This is a genomic window from Enterobacter sp. 50793107 (assembly GCF_001463365.1).
Classification (GTDB): Bacteria; Pseudomonadota; Gammaproteobacteria; order Enterobacterales; family Enterobacteriaceae; genus Enterobacter; species Enterobacter cloacae.
Map to the genome: position 1 here is coordinate 31,306 of NZ_LNII01000044.1, position 18,407 is coordinate 49,712.

The 18,407-nt window shown below is 55.3% G+C and carries 17 protein-coding genes; 13 read left to right on the forward strand and 4 right to left on the reverse strand.

Annotated elements, in window-relative coordinates; all coding sequences use genetic code 11:
• Positions 1 to 48: 48 nt before the first annotated feature.
• Positions 49 to 1,347: a phosphopyruvate hydratase gene (eno, locus tag APU11_RS05820; RefSeq protein WP_013098515.1), complete on the forward strand. Its 1,299-nt coding sequence runs from the start codon at positions 49 to 51 to the stop codon at positions 1,345 to 1,347.
• Positions 1,348 to 1,401: 54 nt separating this feature from the next.
• Here eno and APU11_RS05825 read toward each other — a convergent pair whose 3' ends face one another.
• A complete protein-coding gene (locus APU11_RS05825) occupies positions 1,402 to 2,511 on the reverse strand; it encodes an SDR family oxidoreductase (protein WP_048971732.1) in 1,110 nt (369 codons plus the stop codon).
• A 356-nt stretch (positions 2,512 to 2,867) separates the two neighbouring features.
• A complete protein-coding gene (locus tag APU11_RS05830) occupies positions 2,868 to 3,692 on the reverse strand; it encodes a MurR/RpiR family transcriptional regulator (protein WP_013098513.1) in 825 nt (274 codons plus the stop codon).
• Positions 3,693 to 3,858: 166 nt separating this feature from the next.
• On the opposite strand from APU11_RS05830, the gene APU11_RS05835 reads away from it, so the two are divergent.
• The 3 genes from APU11_RS05835 to queE are packed head-to-tail and all read left to right on the forward strand — an operon-like array spanning position 3,859 to position 6,851.
• Entirely contained in the window at positions 3,859 to 5,418 is a 1,560-nt protein-coding gene (locus APU11_RS05835; protein ID WP_048971737.1) for a maltose/glucose-specific PTS transporter subunit IIC, read from the forward strand.
• The gene (locus APU11_RS05840) at positions 5,418 to 6,125 is read left to right on the forward strand and encodes an N-acetylmannosamine-6-phosphate 2-epimerase (RefSeq protein WP_058650449.1); all 708 of its coding nucleotides are present in this window, start codon (positions 5,418 to 5,420) and stop codon (positions 6,123 to 6,125) included. Before APU11_RS05835 ends, APU11_RS05840 begins: the two co-directional genes overlap by 1 nt.
• A gap of 54 nt (positions 6,126 to 6,179) precedes the next feature.
• The gene (gene queE, locus APU11_RS05845; protein WP_013098510.1) at positions 6,180 to 6,851 is read left to right on the forward strand and encodes a 7-carboxy-7-deazaguanine synthase QueE; all 672 of its coding nucleotides are present in this window, start codon (positions 6,180 to 6,182) and stop codon (positions 6,849 to 6,851) included.
• Between the two features lie 87 nt (positions 6,852 to 6,938).
• Here the strand turns inward: queE and queD are convergent, their stop codons facing one another.
• Positions 6,939 to 7,301 carry a 6-carboxytetrahydropterin synthase QueD gene (gene queD / locus APU11_RS05850; protein ID WP_010434567.1) on the reverse strand — a complete coding sequence of 121 codons (363 nt, stop codon included), beginning with the start codon at positions 7,299 to 7,301 and terminating at the stop codon, positions 6,939 to 6,941.
• A 306-nt stretch (positions 7,302 to 7,607) separates the two neighbouring features.
• On the opposite strand from queD, the gene cysJ reads away from it, so the two are divergent.
• The 3 genes from cysJ to cysH are packed head-to-tail and all read left to right on the forward strand — an operon-like array spanning position 7,608 to position 11,875.
• Positions 7,608 to 9,413 (forward strand): NADPH-dependent assimilatory sulfite reductase flavoprotein subunit, encoded by a 1,806-nt coding sequence (cysJ, locus tag APU11_RS05855; protein WP_058650450.1) that lies wholly within the window; start codon positions 7,608 to 7,610, stop codon positions 9,411 to 9,413.
• Complete coding sequence (gene cysI / locus APU11_RS05860; RefSeq protein ID WP_020689304.1) at positions 9,413 to 11,125, forward strand: assimilatory sulfite reductase (NADPH) hemoprotein subunit; 1,713 nt, start codon at positions 9,413 to 9,415, stop codon at positions 11,123 to 11,125. Before cysJ ends, cysI begins: the two co-directional genes overlap by 1 nt.
• 15 nt (positions 11,126 to 11,140) lie before the next feature.
• Entirely contained in the window at positions 11,141 to 11,875 is a 735-nt protein-coding gene (cysH, locus tag APU11_RS05865) for a phosphoadenosine phosphosulfate reductase (RefSeq protein WP_020689303.1), read from the forward strand.
• Between the two features lie 71 nt (positions 11,876 to 11,946).
• On the opposite strand, the gene APU11_RS05870 is transcribed toward cysH, so the two are convergent.
• A complete protein-coding gene (locus APU11_RS05870; RefSeq protein ID WP_013098506.1) occupies positions 11,947 to 12,990 on the reverse strand; it encodes an aminopeptidase in 1,044 nt (347 codons plus the stop codon).
• A gap of 246 nt (positions 12,991 to 13,236) precedes the next feature.
• Between APU11_RS05870 and cysG the strand changes: the two genes are divergently transcribed.
• The 6 genes from cysG (at position 13,237) to ftsB (ending at position 18,406) form a co-directional block, all read left to right on the forward strand.
• A complete protein-coding gene (gene cysG, locus APU11_RS05875) occupies positions 13,237 to 14,586 on the forward strand; it encodes a siroheme synthase CysG (protein ID WP_162780501.1) in 1,350 nt (449 codons plus the stop codon).
• Between the two features lie 9 nt (positions 14,587 to 14,595).
• Positions 14,596 to 15,504, forward strand: a complete 909-nt coding sequence (gene cysD / locus APU11_RS05880; protein ID WP_008499613.1) for a sulfate adenylyltransferase subunit CysD — start codon at positions 14,596 to 14,598, stop codon at positions 15,502 to 15,504.
• Positions 15,505 to 15,513: 9 nt separating this feature from the next.
• Positions 15,514 to 16,938 carry a sulfate adenylyltransferase subunit CysN gene (cysN, locus tag APU11_RS05885; protein WP_020689300.1) on the forward strand — a complete coding sequence of 475 codons (1,425 nt, stop codon included), beginning with the start codon at positions 15,514 to 15,516 and terminating at the stop codon, positions 16,936 to 16,938.
• A complete protein-coding gene (gene cysC / locus APU11_RS05890) occupies positions 16,938 to 17,543 on the forward strand; it encodes an adenylyl-sulfate kinase (RefSeq protein WP_013098503.1) in 606 nt (201 codons plus the stop codon). Before cysN ends, cysC begins: the two co-directional genes overlap by 1 nt.
• A 58-nt stretch (positions 17,544 to 17,601) precedes the next feature.
• On the forward strand, positions 17,602 to 17,928 hold the full coding sequence (locus APU11_RS05895) for a DUF3561 family protein (protein ID WP_013098502.1): 327 nt from the start codon (positions 17,602 to 17,604) through the stop codon (positions 17,926 to 17,928).
• A gap of 166 nt (positions 17,929 to 18,094) precedes the next feature.
• Positions 18,095 to 18,406 carry a cell division protein FtsB gene (gene ftsB / locus APU11_RS05900; protein ID WP_003862095.1) on the forward strand — a complete coding sequence of 104 codons (312 nt, stop codon included), beginning with the start codon at positions 18,095 to 18,097 and terminating at the stop codon, positions 18,404 to 18,406.
• The last annotated feature ends 1 nt before the right edge of the window (position 18,407 follow it).

Consider the following 18,407-nt stretch of genomic DNA (forward strand, 5'->3'; position numbering starts at 1 on the left):
GCGTTGTTTGTCTGGAGTTTTAGTTTAACTTGTACTGAGGAAAATCTAATGTCCAAAATCGTTAAAGTCATCGGTCGTGAAATCATCGACTCCCGTGGTAACCCGACCGTTGAAGCCGAAGTTCATCTGGAAGGTGGTTTCGTCGGTATGGCAGCTGCTCCATCAGGTGCTTCTACTGGTTCCCGCGAAGCGCTGGAACTGCGCGATGGCGACAAATCCCGTTTCATGGGCAAAGGCGTACTGAAAGCTGTTGGCGCTGTAAACGGTCCTATTGCTCAGGCAATCATTGGCAAAGACGCTAAAGACCAGGCTGGCATCGACAAGATCATGATCGATCTGGACGGTACTGAAAACAAATCTAACTTCGGTGCGAACGCAATCCTGGCGGTTTCCCTGGCGAACGCCAAAGCCGCTGCGGCAGCGAAAGGTATGCCACTGTTCGAGCATATCGCTGAACTGAACGGCACCCCAGGCAAATACTCCATGCCTGTACCAATGATGAATATCATCAACGGTGGTGAGCACGCAGACAACAACGTTGATATTCAGGAATTCATGATTCAGCCAGTTGGCGCGAAAACCCTGAAAGAAGCAGTACGTATGGGTTCTGAAGTGTTCCACAACCTGGCTAAAGTTCTGAAAGCAAAAGGTATGAACACGGCTGTGGGTGACGAAGGTGGCTACGCGCCAAACCTGGGTTCTAACGCAGAAGCACTGGCTGTTATCGCTGAAGCAGTAAAAGCCGCTGGCTATGAGCTGGGCAAAGACATCACACTGGCGATGGACTGCGCAGCATCTGAATTCTACAAAGACGGTAAATACGTTCTGGCTGGCGAAGGCAACAAAGCGTTCACCTCTGAAGAGTTCACTCACTTCCTGGAAGACCTGACCAAACAGTACCCAATCGTTTCTATCGAAGACGGTCTGGACGAGTCTGACTGGGATGGTTTCGCATACCAGACTAAAGTACTGGGCGACAAAATCCAGCTGGTTGGTGACGATCTGTTCGTAACCAACACCAAGATCCTGAAAGAAGGCATCGAGAAAGGCATCGTTAACTCCATCCTGATCAAATTCAACCAGATCGGTTCTCTGACCGAAACTCTGGCTGCGATCAAAATGGCGAAAGACGCTGGCTACACCGCTGTTATCTCTCACCGTTCTGGCGAAACTGAAGACGCTACCATCGCTGACCTGGCTGTTGGTACCGCTGCAGGCCAGATCAAAACCGGTTCTATGAGCCGTTCTGACCGTGTTGCTAAATACAACCAGCTGATTCGTATCGAAGAAGCGCTGGGCGAAAAAGCACCATACAACGGTCGTAAAGAGATCAAAGGCCAGGCATAATTGCTTAAGCCTTAAAATGAAAATGCCAGTCGAAAGACTGGCATTTTTTTTTGGTTATTTGAAATCAACCGCCATTTGCTCCGGGATGCTCAGCCCCCGGGTAGTTTGTACGCAGCGGGCAATATAGTCCGTAAAACGCGGCGGTTTAGGCATGCCCATACTGAGCAGCTTGTCGTTGCTGAAACGTACATTCAGCGTGGCAAAGGCCCCGTACAAGCGCATTGCTCTCAGCATCAGCCGTTCGTTGCAGGGGCCAAAAATATCCTTCAGCTCACGGCGCATTCTGACCAGCGTTTCATAACTTACCTGGGCATACTTATCACCGACCGGGGCTTTCTCCAGCGCCTGTGCCATCGCATTATCAATATCCGCAAAGCGCACGCTGTTCTCTTCTCCGGCAGAAATATGTACCACTTCTCCCGGCTGCGCAGCGCTGTTAAGCAGCATCAGCAGCGCATCGGCGCAGTAATCCACCGGGACGACATCTATTTTGTCTTCCATTGAGCACATGAATTTTTGCAGCATTAGCCCCATGCTGAAGACCCAGAAAATACTGCTCGACGGCGTACAGCCATGACGGGTATGGCCGACCACGATGGACGGACGGGCGATGAGCAGCGGCAGGTTGGGACAGTGCTGGCGCATCAGTTGTTCAATGGTGGATTTCGAATACGTATATTCCACCAGATGCTCGGCGTTTTCTCTGAACTCCGCGCTTTCGGCGACCAGCGAATCCTGCTCCGGCGTGCACGACATGGCTGTTCCCACATGCAGAAAGCGCTGTAAACCGGCAACCTGGTTCATGCGTCTGGCGAGCGCCAGCGTCCCCTCCACATTCACTTTCCAGATCAGCGGATTGTTACCAAATGACGCGACGGCCGCGCAGTTAAGAACATGCGTCACCTGTTCCAGACGCGGGTCGTTCAGGAATCCCTCCGGTTGGCTGAGATCGCCGATAAGGATATTCTCCTCACTCAACGCGGCCAGCGTCTCCTCTGAAACCTTGAATTTACGCATGTTGTCCCGCACGCGTTCCAGCCCTTGTTGCGGGTCACTGGCGCGCGCAAGCAGCAGTAATTTTACTGAACTATTGCTGGTCAGTATTTTTTCAAGTACTGCACCGCCCAGAAAACCAGTCACGCCTGTAATAAATAACATATTAATCTATACCGTCTCATAATGATTGATGAGGCGGATTGTAGGCAGGGAAAAGTAAACGGCATTTAAATAGAAAAATGGCAAAGCTGACGTCGTCTTAAGCTTATTTTAAGGTAAGGAATTCAGGTGGAAATATTGGACACTAGCGGAGTGAGAAAAATTCAATTTATAAATCAAATAATTTTAACTAACTGATTTTGTTTTGTTATTTGTGCGATTTTATTGCTTTTAACACTCATTGAATATGTAATAAATAAAATAATTTGTTACACCATTATGCCGCGCACGAAATAACCGTATCAGCACTTAAATGGAATCGACATCACGCCATGCAGGCTATTTTATTTAGCCTGCAAAGGGTTTTAGAGTAATAAAGGCAGCGTTGCGCTCGCGGTTTGCTGGCTAACTTCACCGTAATGGCTATCAATCGCAATCAGGGAAGTTGTAAGTAACTCAACCAGTAACATTACGCCCACTTTAGCATTGAGCGCGCCTGCGCTGAGTGGCCCTTCCGGTTTTGCGGCGACCAGCTGCATATCGCTAAGCGAAGCCAGCGGGCTGCGGGGCGTATTGCTAAGGGATAACACCTTAACGCCGCGTTTGCGTGCAAGTTTTACGACGTGGAGCAAATCCCGCGTTGAACCGGAACTGGAAATGGCCACCACCAGCGTCCCTTCTGAAAGCGTTGCTGCATTCATGGCCGCACGATGCATATCGCTAAAAAGCTGTGCAGGTTTGCCGAGTCGCAACAGTTTGTAATGTAAATACTCACCGAGGATCGCGCTGGCGGCCACCCCATATATTTGTACGGCTTGCGCCTGATGCAGCGCCTGAGCGGCTTTTTCCAGCAGTGCTCTGTCGAGCAGTCTGGCGGTATCCTGCAGCGCCTGAACAGACTCATCGACGACGTTATCAATTTCGTCCCCGGCCACGCGTGCGGGCTGACCCTGCTGAATATCCAGCGCCAGTGCCATCTTGAATTCGTTATAGCCTTTGCAGCCGAGCGTCCGGCAAAGACGCGTCACGCTGGCTTCACTGGTGTGGCTCTCCCGTGCCAGTTCGGTGATCGTCAGGTAGAGCACCCGGGCCGGATCGTTGAGAACAAACTCTCCCAGTTTTTTTTGCGTGGGGCTGTACCCGGAAGCCTCCTGGCGCAGCTTCAGCAGCAGGTTTTCATGGTCTGACATGCTAGATCCTTAATGCGTTTCTCTGCGTCCTAGTGTGGCGGAAAGCGGGGCAGGGATGCCAGTCATTTCGAAAAAGTATGATCGTCCTCCTGGTTTTTGATGGTAATTTTCACTATTAAGTATAATTATGGTAAAAATTTTCATCGTTAACTAAGGGGATGAAAAAATGATGCAAATGTTCAGTGGTGCTTCGTCCGGCGGATGGTTTGAAAAAGCGCAGCGCTTTGGCAAATCCTTTATGTTGCCCATCGCCGTACTGCCTGCGGCGGGTCTGCTGCTGGGGATAGGCGGCGCGTTATCGAATCCCAATACGCTTACGGCATATCCGTTTTTAGATGTGGGCTGGTTACAGGCTATTTTTACCATCATGAGCAGCGCCGGTTCGATTGTGTTCGCGAATCTGTCGGTGCTGTTTGCCGTTGGGGTTGCCGTCGGGCTGGCAAAAAATGATAAAGGTACGGCAGGGCTGGCGGCGTTACTCGCGTTTCTGGTCATGAATGCCACCATTAACGCACTGCTGATCCTCACCGGAAAACTGGCGCACGAGAATCCCGGGGCGGTCGGGCAAGGCATGACGCTGGGGATCCAGACGCTGGAGACCGGCGTATTTGGTGGGGTGGTCATTGGTCTTGTGACCTGCGCGCTGCATCATCGGTTTAATAAGATCGCGCTGCCACAATTTCTGGGATTCTTTGGCGGGTCACGCTTTGTGCCGATTATCAGCTCACTGGCTGCGATCCTGGTCGGAGCCTTAATGACCGTGGTCTGGCCGCATTTCCAGAAGCTGATCTTTGGTCTGGGCGGGCTGGTGGATGCGACCGGTTATCTGGGAACACTGCTGTACGGCTTCATTTTGCGCATGCTGGGCCCGTTCGGTTTACACCACATCTTCTACCTTCCGTTCTGGACCACCGCGCTTGGCGGCAGCGAGATTGTCAACGGGCAACTGGTTGAAGGTACGCAGCGGATCTTCTTCGCTCAGCTGGCCGATCCCACGACGCGCCAGTTTTATGAAGGAACGTCGCGCTTCATGTCCGGGCGCTTTATCACGATGATGTTTGGTTTGCTCGGGGCCTGCCTTGCGATGTATCACACGGCTAAACCGGAGAACAAAAAACGCGTCGCGGGGTTGTTGCTTTCAGCGGCATTAACCTCCTTCCTTACGGGGATCACCGAGCCCATCGAGTTCTCCTTCCTGTTTATCGCGCCGGTGCTGTACGTCATTCACGCATTTTTTGACGGGCTGGCGTTTATGCTCGCGCATATTTTACATATCACCATTGGGCAGACCTTCTCCGGCGGTTTTATCGACTTTGTGCTGTTCGGCATTTTGCAGGGGGAGGCCAAAACCCACTGGATGTTAGTGCCGCTGGTGGGCGTACCGTGGTTCTTCCTCTATTACTTCACGTTCCACTATCTGATTAATCGCTTTGATTTTGCCACGCCGGGTCGGGAAAAGGAGGCGGTGGCCAATGACGTGACGTTCGCCCAGAACGAACGCGCAAGTGCGGTGATCGCCGGACTGGGCGGAAAAGACAATCTGGAAGAGGTGGACTGCTGCGCCACGCGTCTTCGCGTCACGGTTAAAGACGGCAGCAAAGTGAATGACGCGGCGCTGAAAGCCACCGGTGCGCGCGGCGTGATTGTGCGCGGGAATGGCGTTCAGGTCATTTATGGTCCGCATGTCACGATTATCAAAAACGAAGTGGAAGAGATCTTATCGTAATGAAAACTGTACTGGATACCCTGAAGGGAAAACTGATCGTCTCCTGTCAGGCGCTTGAGAACGAACCGTTGCATAGCCCGTTTATTATGTCGCGGATGGCGCTGGCGGCGCGTCAGGGAGGGGCTGCGGCCATCCGTGCCAACAGCGTGGCGGATATTGAGGCGATCAAAGAGCAGGTTACGCTGCCGGTTATTGGTATCATCAAGCGGGAGTACCCCGACAGCGAGGTGTTTATCACCGCGACGATGAAAGAGGTGGATGAACTGATGACCGTCTCCCCGGCGATCATTGCGCTTGATGCGACCGACAGGGCGCGGCCTGGCGGGGAATCTCTGGCAACGCTGGTTACGCGCATTCGTACCCGTTATCCCTCGGTGCTGCTTATGGCTGATATAGCCACTGTTGATGAGGCCGTGATGGCGCAGGCGCTGGGGTTTGATTGTGTCGGGACCACGCTTTACGGCTATACCGCGCAGACCGCCGGACACGCCTTACCCGATGATGACTGTCAGTTTCTGAAAACGGTACTGGCAGCCGTCACGGTACCGGTGGTGGCCGAAGGTAACGTGGACACCCCGGAACGCGCCGCCAGATGTCTGGCGCTGGGGGCGCATATGGTGGTGGTGGGCGGGGCAATCACCCGCCCGCAGCAGATTACGGAACGCTTTATGGCGGCAATTGACGCGCAAAGCACCGATCGAGCATGACCATCTCACGGGGATCTGCGATACTTATCGTTTATCCCCTTAACTGAGATGACTATGCAGTACCCGATTAACGAGATGTTCCAGACCCTGCAAGGCGAGGGTTACTTTACCGGCGTTCCCGCAATTTTTATTCGTTTACAGGGATGCCCGGTTGGCTGTGCCTGGTGTGATACCAAACATACGTGGGATAAACTCGCAGATCGGGAAGTGTCGCTGTTTAGCGTTCTGGCGAAAACCAAAGAGAGCGATAAGTGGGGTGCTGGCAGCGCGGAAGATCTGCTGGCCATTATAGGCCGCCAGGGCTGGACGGCGCGCCATGTGGTCATTACCGGGGGCGAACCCTGCATCCACGATCTGACGCCGCTGACCGAACTGCTCGAAAAGAACGGTTACAGTTGCCAGATTGAAACCAGCGGCACGCATGAAGTGCGCTGCTCCCACACCACATGGGTAACGGTATCGCCTAAAGTAAACATGCGCGGCGGCTACGACGTACTGTCTCAGGCGCTGGAACGTGCTGATGAGATTAAACACCCGGTAGGGCGAGTACGTGATATCGAAGCGCTGGATGAACTGCTGGCGACGCTGACGGACGAAAAACAGCGCGTGATTGCGCTGCAGCCTATCAGCCAGAAAGAAGACGCCACGCGCCTGTGCATTGAAACCTGTATCGCGCGTAACTGGCGCCTGTCGATGCAGACGCACAAATACCTGAATATTGCCTAAAAAAAGCCCGGTGGCGCTAGCGCTTACCGGGCCTACGTTTCCAGGCTTTTGTTGGCCGGGTAAGGCGAAGCCGACCCCCGGCAAGCATCACTCGCCGCGATACACGCAGCCTGCCGTACAGGTCTCTTTGATCATCACTGCGCTCAGCAGCGGTACCAGCGGTTTCATCTGATCCCAAATCCATTTTGCCAGCACTTCGCTGGTCGGGTTTTCAAGGCCCGGGATATCGTTCAGGTAATAGTGATCCAGACGATCGTAAGTCGGCTTAAATGCCGCCTTCAGCTCAGCAAAGTCCATGATCCAACCGGTATGCGGATCAACTTCACCGGTGATCTCAAGACGCACCATAAACGAATGCCCGTGCAGACGGCCGCATTTATGTCCTTCAGGAACATGCGGAAGGTGGTGGGCGGCTTCGAAGGTGAAATCTTTAAACAGTGTGGTGGACATGATCGCTCTCAGTAATGCGGAAAAAACCGCCGCATAGTACCGGAAAGCACAATTTTTAGCATTAACTAAAACGGCCTTTACCTTCATTGCAGCAAAAAAGCCGTCGCTTTGTGATTTATATCCTTATTTTACAGTCGGTTAGTTTATCGCTTTTACCGTTAAGAACGATAACTAAAACAGGTTAGTCCATTTGGTTATTTATTATTTCCATCCCTTCTTTAATTGTTATTATCCTCGCCGTTAACCTTATCTTCAGTTTGGATTTATTCGCTTAAAGTCCGCTTGGCTACTGGAACATAACGACGCATGACAACACAGGCCCCACCTTCAAATTTGCTTCCCCTGAACCCGGAGCAACTGGCGCGCCTTCAGGCTGCCACCTCTGATTTTTCTCCCACCCAGCTTGCCTGGGTCTCTGGCTATTTCTGGGGAATGCTCAACCAGCAGCCTGGCGCTGTGGCTGCGGCTCCGGCAACGGCGGTAGAAATTCCTGCCATTACGCTTATCTCCGCTTCGCAGACGGGCAATGCCCGCCGCGTGGCAGAAGCGCTGCGTGACGACCTGCTGGCCGCCAAACTGAACGTGAACCTGGTAAACGCCGGGGATTATAAATTCAAACAGATCGCGTCAGAAAAACTGCTGGTGGTTGTGGCCTCAACGCAGGGCGAGGGTGAACCCGCTGAAGAGGCGGTCGCGCTGCATAAATTCCTGTTCTCGAAAAAAGCGCCCAAACTCGATGGCACTGCGTTTGCCGTGTTCGGCCTGGGCGATACCTCTTATGAATTCTTCTGCCAGTCCAGCAAAGATTTTGACAGCAAGCTGGCGGAGCTGGGCGCAGAGCGCCTGCTGGACCGCGTTGATGCAGATGTGGAATACCAGGCTGCCGCTGCAGAGTGGCGTGGGCGCATTGTTGACGTGCTGAAAGCACGCGTACCGAAAGAGACACCAGCCCAGGCTGCGATCACCGCGACCGGCGTGGTCAACGACATTCACACCAGCCCGTACACCAAAGAGGCGCCGCTGTCGGCAAGCCTGTCGGTTAATCAAAAAATTACCGGCCGCGACTCTGAAAAAGATGTGCGCCATATCGAGATCGATCTGGGCGACTCGGGTCTGCGCTATCAGCCTGGCGATGCGCTGGGGGTCTGGTATCAAAACGATCCGGCGCTGGTCAAGGAGCTGGTCGAACTGCTGTGGCTGAAAGGCGACGAGCCTGTCACCGTCGAAGGCAAAACGCAGCCGCTCACTGAAGCGCTGCAGTGGCACTTCGAGCTGACGGTGAATACCGCCAATATCGTTGAGAACTATGCCACCTTAACGCGCAGCGAATCGCTGCTGCCGTTAGTGGGCGATAAGGCAAAGCTGCAGCATTACGCGGCGACCACACCGATTGTCGATATGGTGCGTTTCTCGCCGGCACAGCTGGATGCCGAGGCGCTGATCGGCCTGCTGCGTCCGCTCACGCCGCGTCTGTACTCCATTGCCTCATCGCAGGCTGAAGTCGAGAGCGAAGTGCACATCACCGTGGGCGTGGTGCGGTACGACATCGAAGGCCGTGCCCGCGCGGGCGGTGCCTCCAGCTTCCTGGCCGATCGCGTGGAGGAAGAGGGCGAAGTGCGCGTCTTTATCGAGCACAACGACAACTTCCGTCTGCCGGCGAACCCGGAAACGCCGGTAATCATGATTGGCCCGGGTACCGGCATTGCGCCGTTCCGTGCCTTTATGCAGCAGCGTGCGACGGACGAGGCACCGGGTAAAAACTGGCTGTTCTTCGGTAACCCGCACTTTACCGAAGATTTCCTCTATCAGGTTGAGTGGCAGCGCTACGTGAAAGAAGGGGTGCTGACCCGTATCGATCTGGCCTGGTCGCGCGATCAGAAAGAAAAAGTATACGTACAAGACAAACTGCGCGAACAGGGCGCAGAGCTGTGGCGCTGGATCAATGACGGTGCCCACATTTATGTCTGCGGTGACGCCAATCGCATGGCGAAAGACGTTGAGCAGGCACTGCTGGAAGTGATTGCCGAATTCGGTGGTATGGATGCCGAAGCGGCGGATGAATTTTTAAGTGAGCTGCGCGTTGAGCGCCGTTATCAGCGAGATGTCTACTAATGAGCGAAAAACATCCAGGACCCCTGGTGGTCGAAGGTAAACTGTCAGACGCCGAGCGCATGAAGCTGGAAAGCAACTATCTGCGCGGCACCATTGCTGAAGATCTGAATGACGGTCTCACCGGCGGTTTCAAAGGCGACAACTTCCTGCTGATCCGTTTCCACGGCATGTATCAACAGGACGACCGCGACATTCGCGCCGAGCGTGCTGAACAGAAGCTGGAGCCGCGTCACGCGATGCTGTTGCGCTGCCGTCTGCCGGGCGGAGTGATCACCACGACACAGTGGCAGGCGATTGATAAATTTGCCGGTGAAAACACCATTTACGGCAGCATTCGTCTGACCAACCGTCAGACCTTCCAGTTCCACGGCATTCTGAAGAAGAACGTGAAGCCGGTACACCAGATGCTGCACTCCGTCGGACTGGACGCGCTGGCGACGGCCAACGACATGAACCGTAACGTGCTCTGCACCTCGAACCCGTATGAGTCCGAGCTGCACGCTGAAGCCTATGAGTGGGCGAAGAAGATCTCCGAGCACCTGCTGCCGCGTACCCGCGCCTATGCGGAGATTTGGCTCGATCAGGAAAAAGTCGCGACCACCGATGAAGAACCGATCCTCGGTCAGACCTATCTGCCGCGTAAGTTCAAAACCACGGTGGTGATCCCGCCGCAGAACGACATCGATCTACACGCCAACGACATGAACTTTGTGGCAATTGCCGAAAACGGCAAGCTGGTGGGCTTTAACCTGCTGGTGGGCGGCGGTCTGTCCATTGAACACGGTAACAAGAAAACCTATGCCCGCACCGCGAGCGAGTTCGGCTTCCTGCCGCTGGAGCATACGCTGGCCGTGGCGGAAGCGGTGGTCACCACCCAGCGCGACTGGGGTAACCGTACCGACCGTAAAAATGCGAAAACCAAATACACCCTGGAGCGCGTGGGCGTTGAGACGTTCAAAGAGGAAGTGGAGCGTCGCGCGGGGATCAAATTTGAGCCGATCCGCCCTTACGAATTCACCGGTCGCGGCGATCGCATCGGCTGGGTAAAAGGCATCGACAATAAATGGCACCTGACGCTGTTTATCGAAAACGGCCGTATCCTGGATTACCCTGGCCGTCCGCTGAAAACCGGCCTGCTGGAAATCGCGAAGATCCACAAAGGTGAGTTCCGCATTACCGCCAACCAGAACCTGATTATTGCTGGTGTGCCGGAAAGTGAAAAGGCGAAAATTGAGGCGCTGGCGCGTGACCATGGGTTGATGAATGCGGTCAAACCGCAGCGCGAAAACTCAATGGCCTGCGTGTCCTTCCCGACCTGTCCGCTGGCGATGGCGGAAGCGGAACGTTTCCTGCCGTCATTTACAGACAAAGTGGAAGCGATTCTGGAAAAACACGGTATTCCGGACGAGCATATTGTTATGCGCGTTACCGGCTGTCCGAACGGCTGTGGCCGCGCGATGCTGGCCGAGCTTGGGCTGGTGGGGAAAGCGCCGGGTCGCTATAACCTGCACCTGGGCGGTAACCGTATCGGCACGCGTATTCCGCGTATGTTCCGCGAGAATATCACTGAGCCAGAAATTCTCGATTCCATCGACGAGCTTGTCGGGCGCTGGGCGAAAGAGCGCGAAGCGGGTGAAGGCTTCGGCGACTTTACGGTGCGTGCGGGCATTATTCGCCCGGTGCTCGATCCCGCAAGGGATTTCTGGGAGTAACCACGAGAGGTAATTATGTCCGTACTCGATCTAAACGCGCTTAACGCATTGCCAAAAGTCGAACGCATTCTGGCACTCGCAGAAACCAACGCCCAACTGGAAAAGCTGGACGCCGAAGGGCGCGTGGCGTGGGCGCTGGAAAACCTGCCGGGTGACTACGTGCTGTCGTCGAGCTTTGGCATTCAGGCGGCGGTCAGTTTGCATCTGGTGAATCAGATCCGCCCGGATATTCCGGTGATCCTCACCGATACCGGCTATCTGTTCCCGGAAACCTACCAGTTTATCGATGAGCTGACGGACAAGCTTAAGCTGAACCTGAAAGTGTACCGCGCGGAGCAGAGCGCGGCCTGGCAGGAGGCGCGCTACGGCAAACTCTGGGAGCAGGGCGTTGAGGGCATTGAGAAATACAATGAGATCAACAAGGTCGAGCCGATGAACCGTGCGCTGAAAGAGCTGAACGCTCAAACCTGGTTTGCCGGTCTTCGCCGCGAGCAGTCCGGCAGCCGGGCCACGCTGCCGGTGCTGGCGGTGCAGCGCGGCGTGTTTAAAGTGCTGCCGATCATCGACTGGGATAACCGTACGGTGTACCAGTATCTGCAAAAGCACGGGCTGAAATACCATCCGCTGTGGGATCAGGGCTACCTGTCCGTGGGGGATACCCACACCACGCGCAAATGGGAACCGGGAATGGCGGAAGAAGAGACGCGATTCTTTGGGCTGAAGCGCGAGTGCGGGTTACACGAAGGGTAATGATCTTTTCTCCCTCTCCCGGTGGGAGAGGGTTGGGGTGAGGGCATCAGGCCGCACAGCGTTCAAAAACCTCAGGCTTTCCCCGCTTTCGCCAGCTCCTTCACCAGCGGCAGCATCACTTTCACCACATCGCGGCTGCGGTGCTCAATGCGCTGCGGCAGTGCGCTATCAATATGCTGCTGATTATCCAGCATCACGTTATGCCAGCTCGTCCCGTCCGGAAAGGCTTTCGTTTTAGCCCGCTGCTGATAGCCATCTTTCTTGCCTAACGCCCAGTTGGTGGCTTCTACGTACAGCACCGGGATGCCCGCTTTATCGAACACTTCACCGTCGTTACAGCAGCCTGTTCCGCGCGGATAAGCCGGATTGCCGCCAGGATTGGTCGTGGCATACACGCCATGGCTGCGCGCAATCGCCAGCGCCCGGTCACGGGTCAGTTTACGCACGGTACCCGGCGTACTCTGTCCGCTATTAAAATAGAGCTTATCGCCAACGATTAAATTATCGAGGTTAATCACCAGCAGCGTATTTTTCTTCTCCTCAGCGCTCATGCGCTTAAGGAAATTCTCCGCGCCGAGTTTGCCTTCCTCTTCGCCGCTGGTTGCCACAAAGCGAATACCGTATTTTGTCGGAATGTTTTTCATTCGCTCGGCCAGTTCAAGCATCACGCCCAGACCCGCCGCGTTATCGTCCAGCCCCTGCAGCGTCAGCCCGCCCAGATTGTTATCGGTATCGGCGTCGCTCATGGGCGCGTAAGTGTCCAGGTGCGCCATAATAATGATCTGCTCAGCCGCGCTACCTTCATGTGCCGCAATAACGGTACTGCCGGTCACGTTATGCCAGTTTTTTGTTTTATTTCGTGAGGTATAGATATAGCGGCTGTGAAACGAGCGGATATCGCTCTGGTAGCCCATATCGGCAAACTGCTGGCGAAGATAGTCAGCGGAAAGCATTTCCGCAGGGGAGCCGGTCATGCGTCCGGGAAAAACGGTGGCAATATGCCGCGCCTGCATATTGGCGATTTCACCATACGGTTGATTTTTTGCCTGAGCCGGAAGGATAAAGCAAACGCCGAGCGCCAGGGCAACGTATCGGTGGCGCATTGCGGAAAACATAGTGAGTCCTTAAAAACAGAGCAAAATTATAACCCGCTTAGTATGAAACTGTGATCGGCCATACACAATTTGAATTGCTCTTAAATGCCCGAAATTTCGCGTGTTAAGCACTTTTTGATATTTGCTTTTTCATCGCGTTATTCCATTGAGTAACTACTCATTCCAATTCGTAATTTCATTCGGTCTAAGCCGCCCCCTATAGTCCCTCTATTCCTCGTTGTTAGTGAGTTGTTGCTTGTGGACTATCTGCCCCTTTTTGCTGCGATTAAAGAAAAACCGGTACTGGTTGTGGGTACGGGTGAAATTGCCGATCGCAAAATCGCGTTTCTGCAGCGCGCGGGCGCGCAGGTGCGGGTTGTTGCAGAAGCGGAGTTCGACGAGTCACAAATCGACAGCGTGGTGCTGGTGATTGCAGCGACGGAGGATCGCGAACTTAACCGACGCGTTTCCGACGCCGCTCAGGCGCGTTACCGCCTGGTGAACGTGGTCGACGACCAGCCTTTGTGCTCGTTTATCTTCCCGTCGATTGTCGACCGCTCGCCGCTGCTGGTGGCGATCTCCTCCGGCGGTACCGCACCGGTGCTGGCGCGCGTGCTGCGGGAAAAGATTGAAGCGCTGTTACCCACCAGTCTCGGACGTATGGCAGAGAAAGCGAGCTACTGGCGCAACCATCTGAAAACCCGCCTGACCAGCGTAACGGAACGCCGTCGCTTCTGGGAGCGGGTATTCCGTGGCCGCTTTGCCAGCCTGATGCACGCCGGTAATGAGACGGCTGCGCAAAAAATCCTCGAAGACGAGCTGGATAACCCCGGCAGCACGGGCGGCGAGATCATTCTGGTAGGTGCTGGTCCGGGTGATGCCGGGTTACTGACCTTACGCGGACTGCAGGTGCTGCAGGACGCGGACGTGGTGTTCTATGACCATCTGGTCACCGACGGTGTGCGCGAGCTAATTCGTCGCGATGCCGAGCAAATCTGCGTGGGTAAACGCGCAGGCGAGCACTCGGTACCGCAGCACGACACCAATCAGATGCTGGTTGCCGCAGCGAAAGCAGGCAAAACCGTGGTGCGCCTTAAAGGGGGCGATCCGTTCATCTTTGGTCGCGGTGGCGAAGAACTGCAGGCGGCAGCCGAAGCGGGCGTGCCGTTCCAGGTGGTGCCGGGGATTACGGCGGCCTCCGCGGTAACGGCCTACGCCGGTATTCCGCTTACGCACCGCGATTACGCCCAGAGCGTGACCTTTGTGACTGGTCATTATAAGGCCGACAGCACGCCGTTTGACTGGTCGCATCTCGCCCAGAGCCGACAGACGCTGGCCATCTATATGGGCACCATGAAGGCGGCGGACATCAGTGAACAACTTATTCAGCACGGTCGCGAGGCGACAACGCCGGTGGCCGTGATTTCTCGCGGTACCCGCGTCGATCAGCGTGTGGTGACCGGTACGCTACAAGACCTTGCAGTCCTGGCGAAAGACGCCCCGATGCCCGCGCTTATCGTGGTGGGCGAAGTGGTACAGCTGCACAGCACGCTCGCCTGGTTTCAACATACAACAGACTCAGAGGGGTTTGGCTCCTCTGTGGTGAATCTGGCTTAAGGAACGGTTATGGACCAAAAACGACTTACTCACCTGCGACAGCTTGAAGCGGAAAGTATCCATATTATCCGCGAAGTGGCCGCCGAGTTCTCTAACCCGGTGATGATGTACTCCATCGGTAAAGATTCCAGCGTGATGCTGCATCTGGCGCGTAAAGCGTTTTATCCGGGTACGCTGCCGTTCCCGCTGCTGCACGTGGATACCGGCTGGAAATTCCGTGAGATGTATGAGTTCCGCGACCGTACCGCCAAAGCCTATGGCTGTGAGCTGCTGGTGCATAAAAACCCGGAAGGGGTGGCGATGGGCATTAACCCGTTTGTTCACGGCAGCGCCAAACACACCGACATCATGAAAACCGAAGGGCTGAAGCAGGCGCTGAACAAGTACGGTTTTGACGCCGCTTTCGGCGGTGCGCGCCGTGACGAGGAGAAATCCCGCGCCAAAGAGCGTATTTACTCCTTCCGCGACCGCTTCCACCGCTGGGATCCGAAAAACCAGCGTCCTGAGCTGTGGCACAACTACAACGGCCAGATCAACAAAGGCGAAAGCATTCGCGTCTTCCCGCTCTCCAACTGGACCGAGCTGGATATCTGGCAGTACATCTATCTGGAAAATATCGAGATCGTTCCGCTTTACCTGGCGGCTGAGCGCCCGGTGCTGGAGCGTGACGGCATGCTGATGATGATCGACGACGATCGCATTGATTTACAGCCGGGCGAAGTGATCAAAAAACAGATGGTGCGTTTCCGTACTCTTGGTTGCTGGCCGCTGACCGGCGCGGTGGAGTCCAACGCGCAAACGCTGCCAGAGATCATCGAAGAGATGCTGGTATCGACCACCAGCGAGCGACAGGGGCGCGTCATTGACCGCGACCAGGCAGGCTCGATGGAGCTGAAGAAACGTCAGGGTTATTTCTAAGGAGCCGCCATGAACACCACGATTGCCCAACAAATTGCCAACGAAGGCGGCGTAGAAGCATACCTGCACGCACAACAACACAAGAGCCTGCTGCGCTTTCTGACCTGCGGTAGCGTTGATGACGGTAAAAGCACGCTGATTGGTCGCCTGCTGCACGACACGCGTCAGATCTATGAAGACCAGCTCTCTTCCCTGCATAACGACAGCAAACGTCATGGTACTCAGGGCGAAAAGCTCGACCTGGCGCTTTTGGTGGACGGCCTGCAGGCGGAGCGCGAGCAGGGCATCACCATTGATGTTGCGTACCGCTATTTCTCCACCGAGAAACGCAAATTTATTATTGCCGACACGCCGGGGCATGAGCAGTACACCCGCAACATGGCCACCGGTGCATCAACCTGTGAGCTGGCGATCCTGCTGATCGACGCCCGTAAAGGCGTGCTGGATCAAACCCGTCGTCACAGCTTCATCTCCACGCTGCTGGGGATCAAACACCTGGTGGTGGCGGTGAACAAAATGGATCTGGTGAACTTCAGCGAAGAGACCTTCGAGGAGATCCGCCAGAGCTACCTGACCTTTGCTGAACAGTTGCCGGGTAACCTTGATATTCGTTTCGTGCCGCTCTCGGCGCTGGAAGGGGATAACGTTGCCTCCCAGAGCGCCAACATGCCGTGGTACAGCGGCCCGACGCTGCTGGAAGTGCTGGAGACGGTTGAAATTCAGCGCGTGGTAGATACCCAGCCAATGCGCTTCCCGGTGCAGTACGTGAACCGCCCGAACCTCGATTTTCGCGGCTTCTCCGGCACCCTCGCCTCGGGCACCGTCACGGTGGGGCAGCGCGTCAAAGTGCTGCCGTCGGGTGTGGAGTCGTCCATTGCCCGTATCGTCACCTTTGATGGCGATCTGCAGGAAGCGGGTGCCGGTGAAGCGGTGACGCTGGTGCTGAAAGATGAGATTGATATCAGCCGCGGCGATCTGCTGGTGGATGCGCAGGAAACGCTGGCGGCGGTGCAGGGTGCTGCCGTGGATGTGGTGTGGATGGCTGAACAGCCGCTGACCGCAGGCCAAAGCTACGACATCAAAATTGCCGGTAAGAAAACCCGCGCCCGCGTGGACGGTATCCAGTTCCAGGTGGACATCAACAATCTGACCCAGCGTGAAGTGAGCGAACTGCCGCTGAACGGTATTGGCCTGGTGGATCTCACCTTTGACGAGCCGCTGGTGCTGGACAAATACCAGCAAAATCCGGTAACGGGTGGACTTATCTTTATCGATCGCCTGACCAACGTTACCGTTGGTGCAGGCATGGTCCGCGAGCCTAATCAACAGGCGGCAGCGGTGTCTGAATTCAGCGCCTTTGAGCTTGAGCTGAATGCGCTGGTGCGTAAGCACTTCCCGCACTGGGGCGCACGTGATCTGCTGGGAGGCAAGTAATGGCCGCCCATGATGAGAACGTCGTCTGGCATCCTCATCCGGTTACCGTCGCTCAGCGGGAGCAACTCCACGGCCACCGTGGGGTTGTGCTGTGGTTTACCGGGCTGTCCGGCTCCGGTAAATCGACGGTCGCGGGCGCGCTGGAAGAGGCGCTGCATCAGCAGGGGGTGAGCACCTACCTGCTGGATGGTGACAACGTGCGTCACGGCCTGTGCAGTGATTTAGGGTTTAGCGATGAAGACCGCAAGGAGAATATCCGTCGGGTTGGGGAAGTGGCCAGCCTGATGGCGGATGCCGGGCTGGTGGTGCTGACCGCGTTTATCTCGCCTCACCGCGCCGAGCGGCAGATGGTACGCGAGCGCGTCGGTCAGGATCGATTTATCGAGGTGTTTGTCGATACGCCGCTGGAAATCTGCGAAGCGCGCGATCCGAAAGGGCTGTACAAAAAAGCCCGCGCGGGTGAGCTGCGAAACTTCACCGGCATCGACTCGGTCTACGAAGCGCCTGAATCCCCTGAGATTCACCTGGAAGGTCAACAATTGGTAACAAATTTAGTAAGCCAATTATTAGACCTGCTCAGACGGGACGATATTATCAGATCCTGAGACGGTATCGTTCGGGAGCTGTCTTCCCGAACGATGAGTCACGGTCACAGGATTAGCTATGCGCAACAGTGAAAACTACATGATTACCACCGGGTCGGATCCGATAGCGACCGACGACGAGACGACCTGGTCCTTTCCCGGGGCCTTCGTCGGCTTCGTCTCGTGGTTGCTGGCGCTGGGCATCCCGTTTCTCATCTACGGCGGTAACACGCTGTTCTTCTTTCTCTACACCTGGCCCTTCTTCCTGGCGCTGATGCCCGTGGCGGTTGTCGTCGGCATCGCCCTGCATTCACTGCTTAACGGCAAACTGCTGTACAGCACCGTTGTCACGATTGTGACGGTGGTCCTGATGTTTGGTCTGTTATTTTTGTGGCTCATGGGCTAACTTCAGCCATAATTCAAACCGTAACCAACTGTGTGACGATATTGAGCAGGGCGATTCTGCGGAAAAAATGTGGTACATTTGCCCGCGATGTTGCGGCATCTCTGTTACTCCGGCATAGAGCGCCGGGGGCGTTGTGGGATGAAGATGCCGTTTTTCAGGGGGCAGGATGGGTAAACTAACGCTGCTGTTGCTGGCTCTGCTGGTCTGGCTGCAATATTCGCTGTGGTTCGGTAAAAACGGACTGCACGACTATAGCCGGGTAAGCGATGACGTCGCGGCTCAGCAGGCAACTAACGCCAAACTTAAGGCGCGAAACGATCAACTCTTTGCTGAAATTGATGACCTCAATGGCGGGCAGGAGGCGATTGAGGAACGCGCACGCAATGAACTCAGTATGACTAAACCGGGCGAAACCTTTTATCGTCTGGTTCCGGATGCGTCTAAACGCAATCAGGGCTCAGCACAAAACAATCGATAAT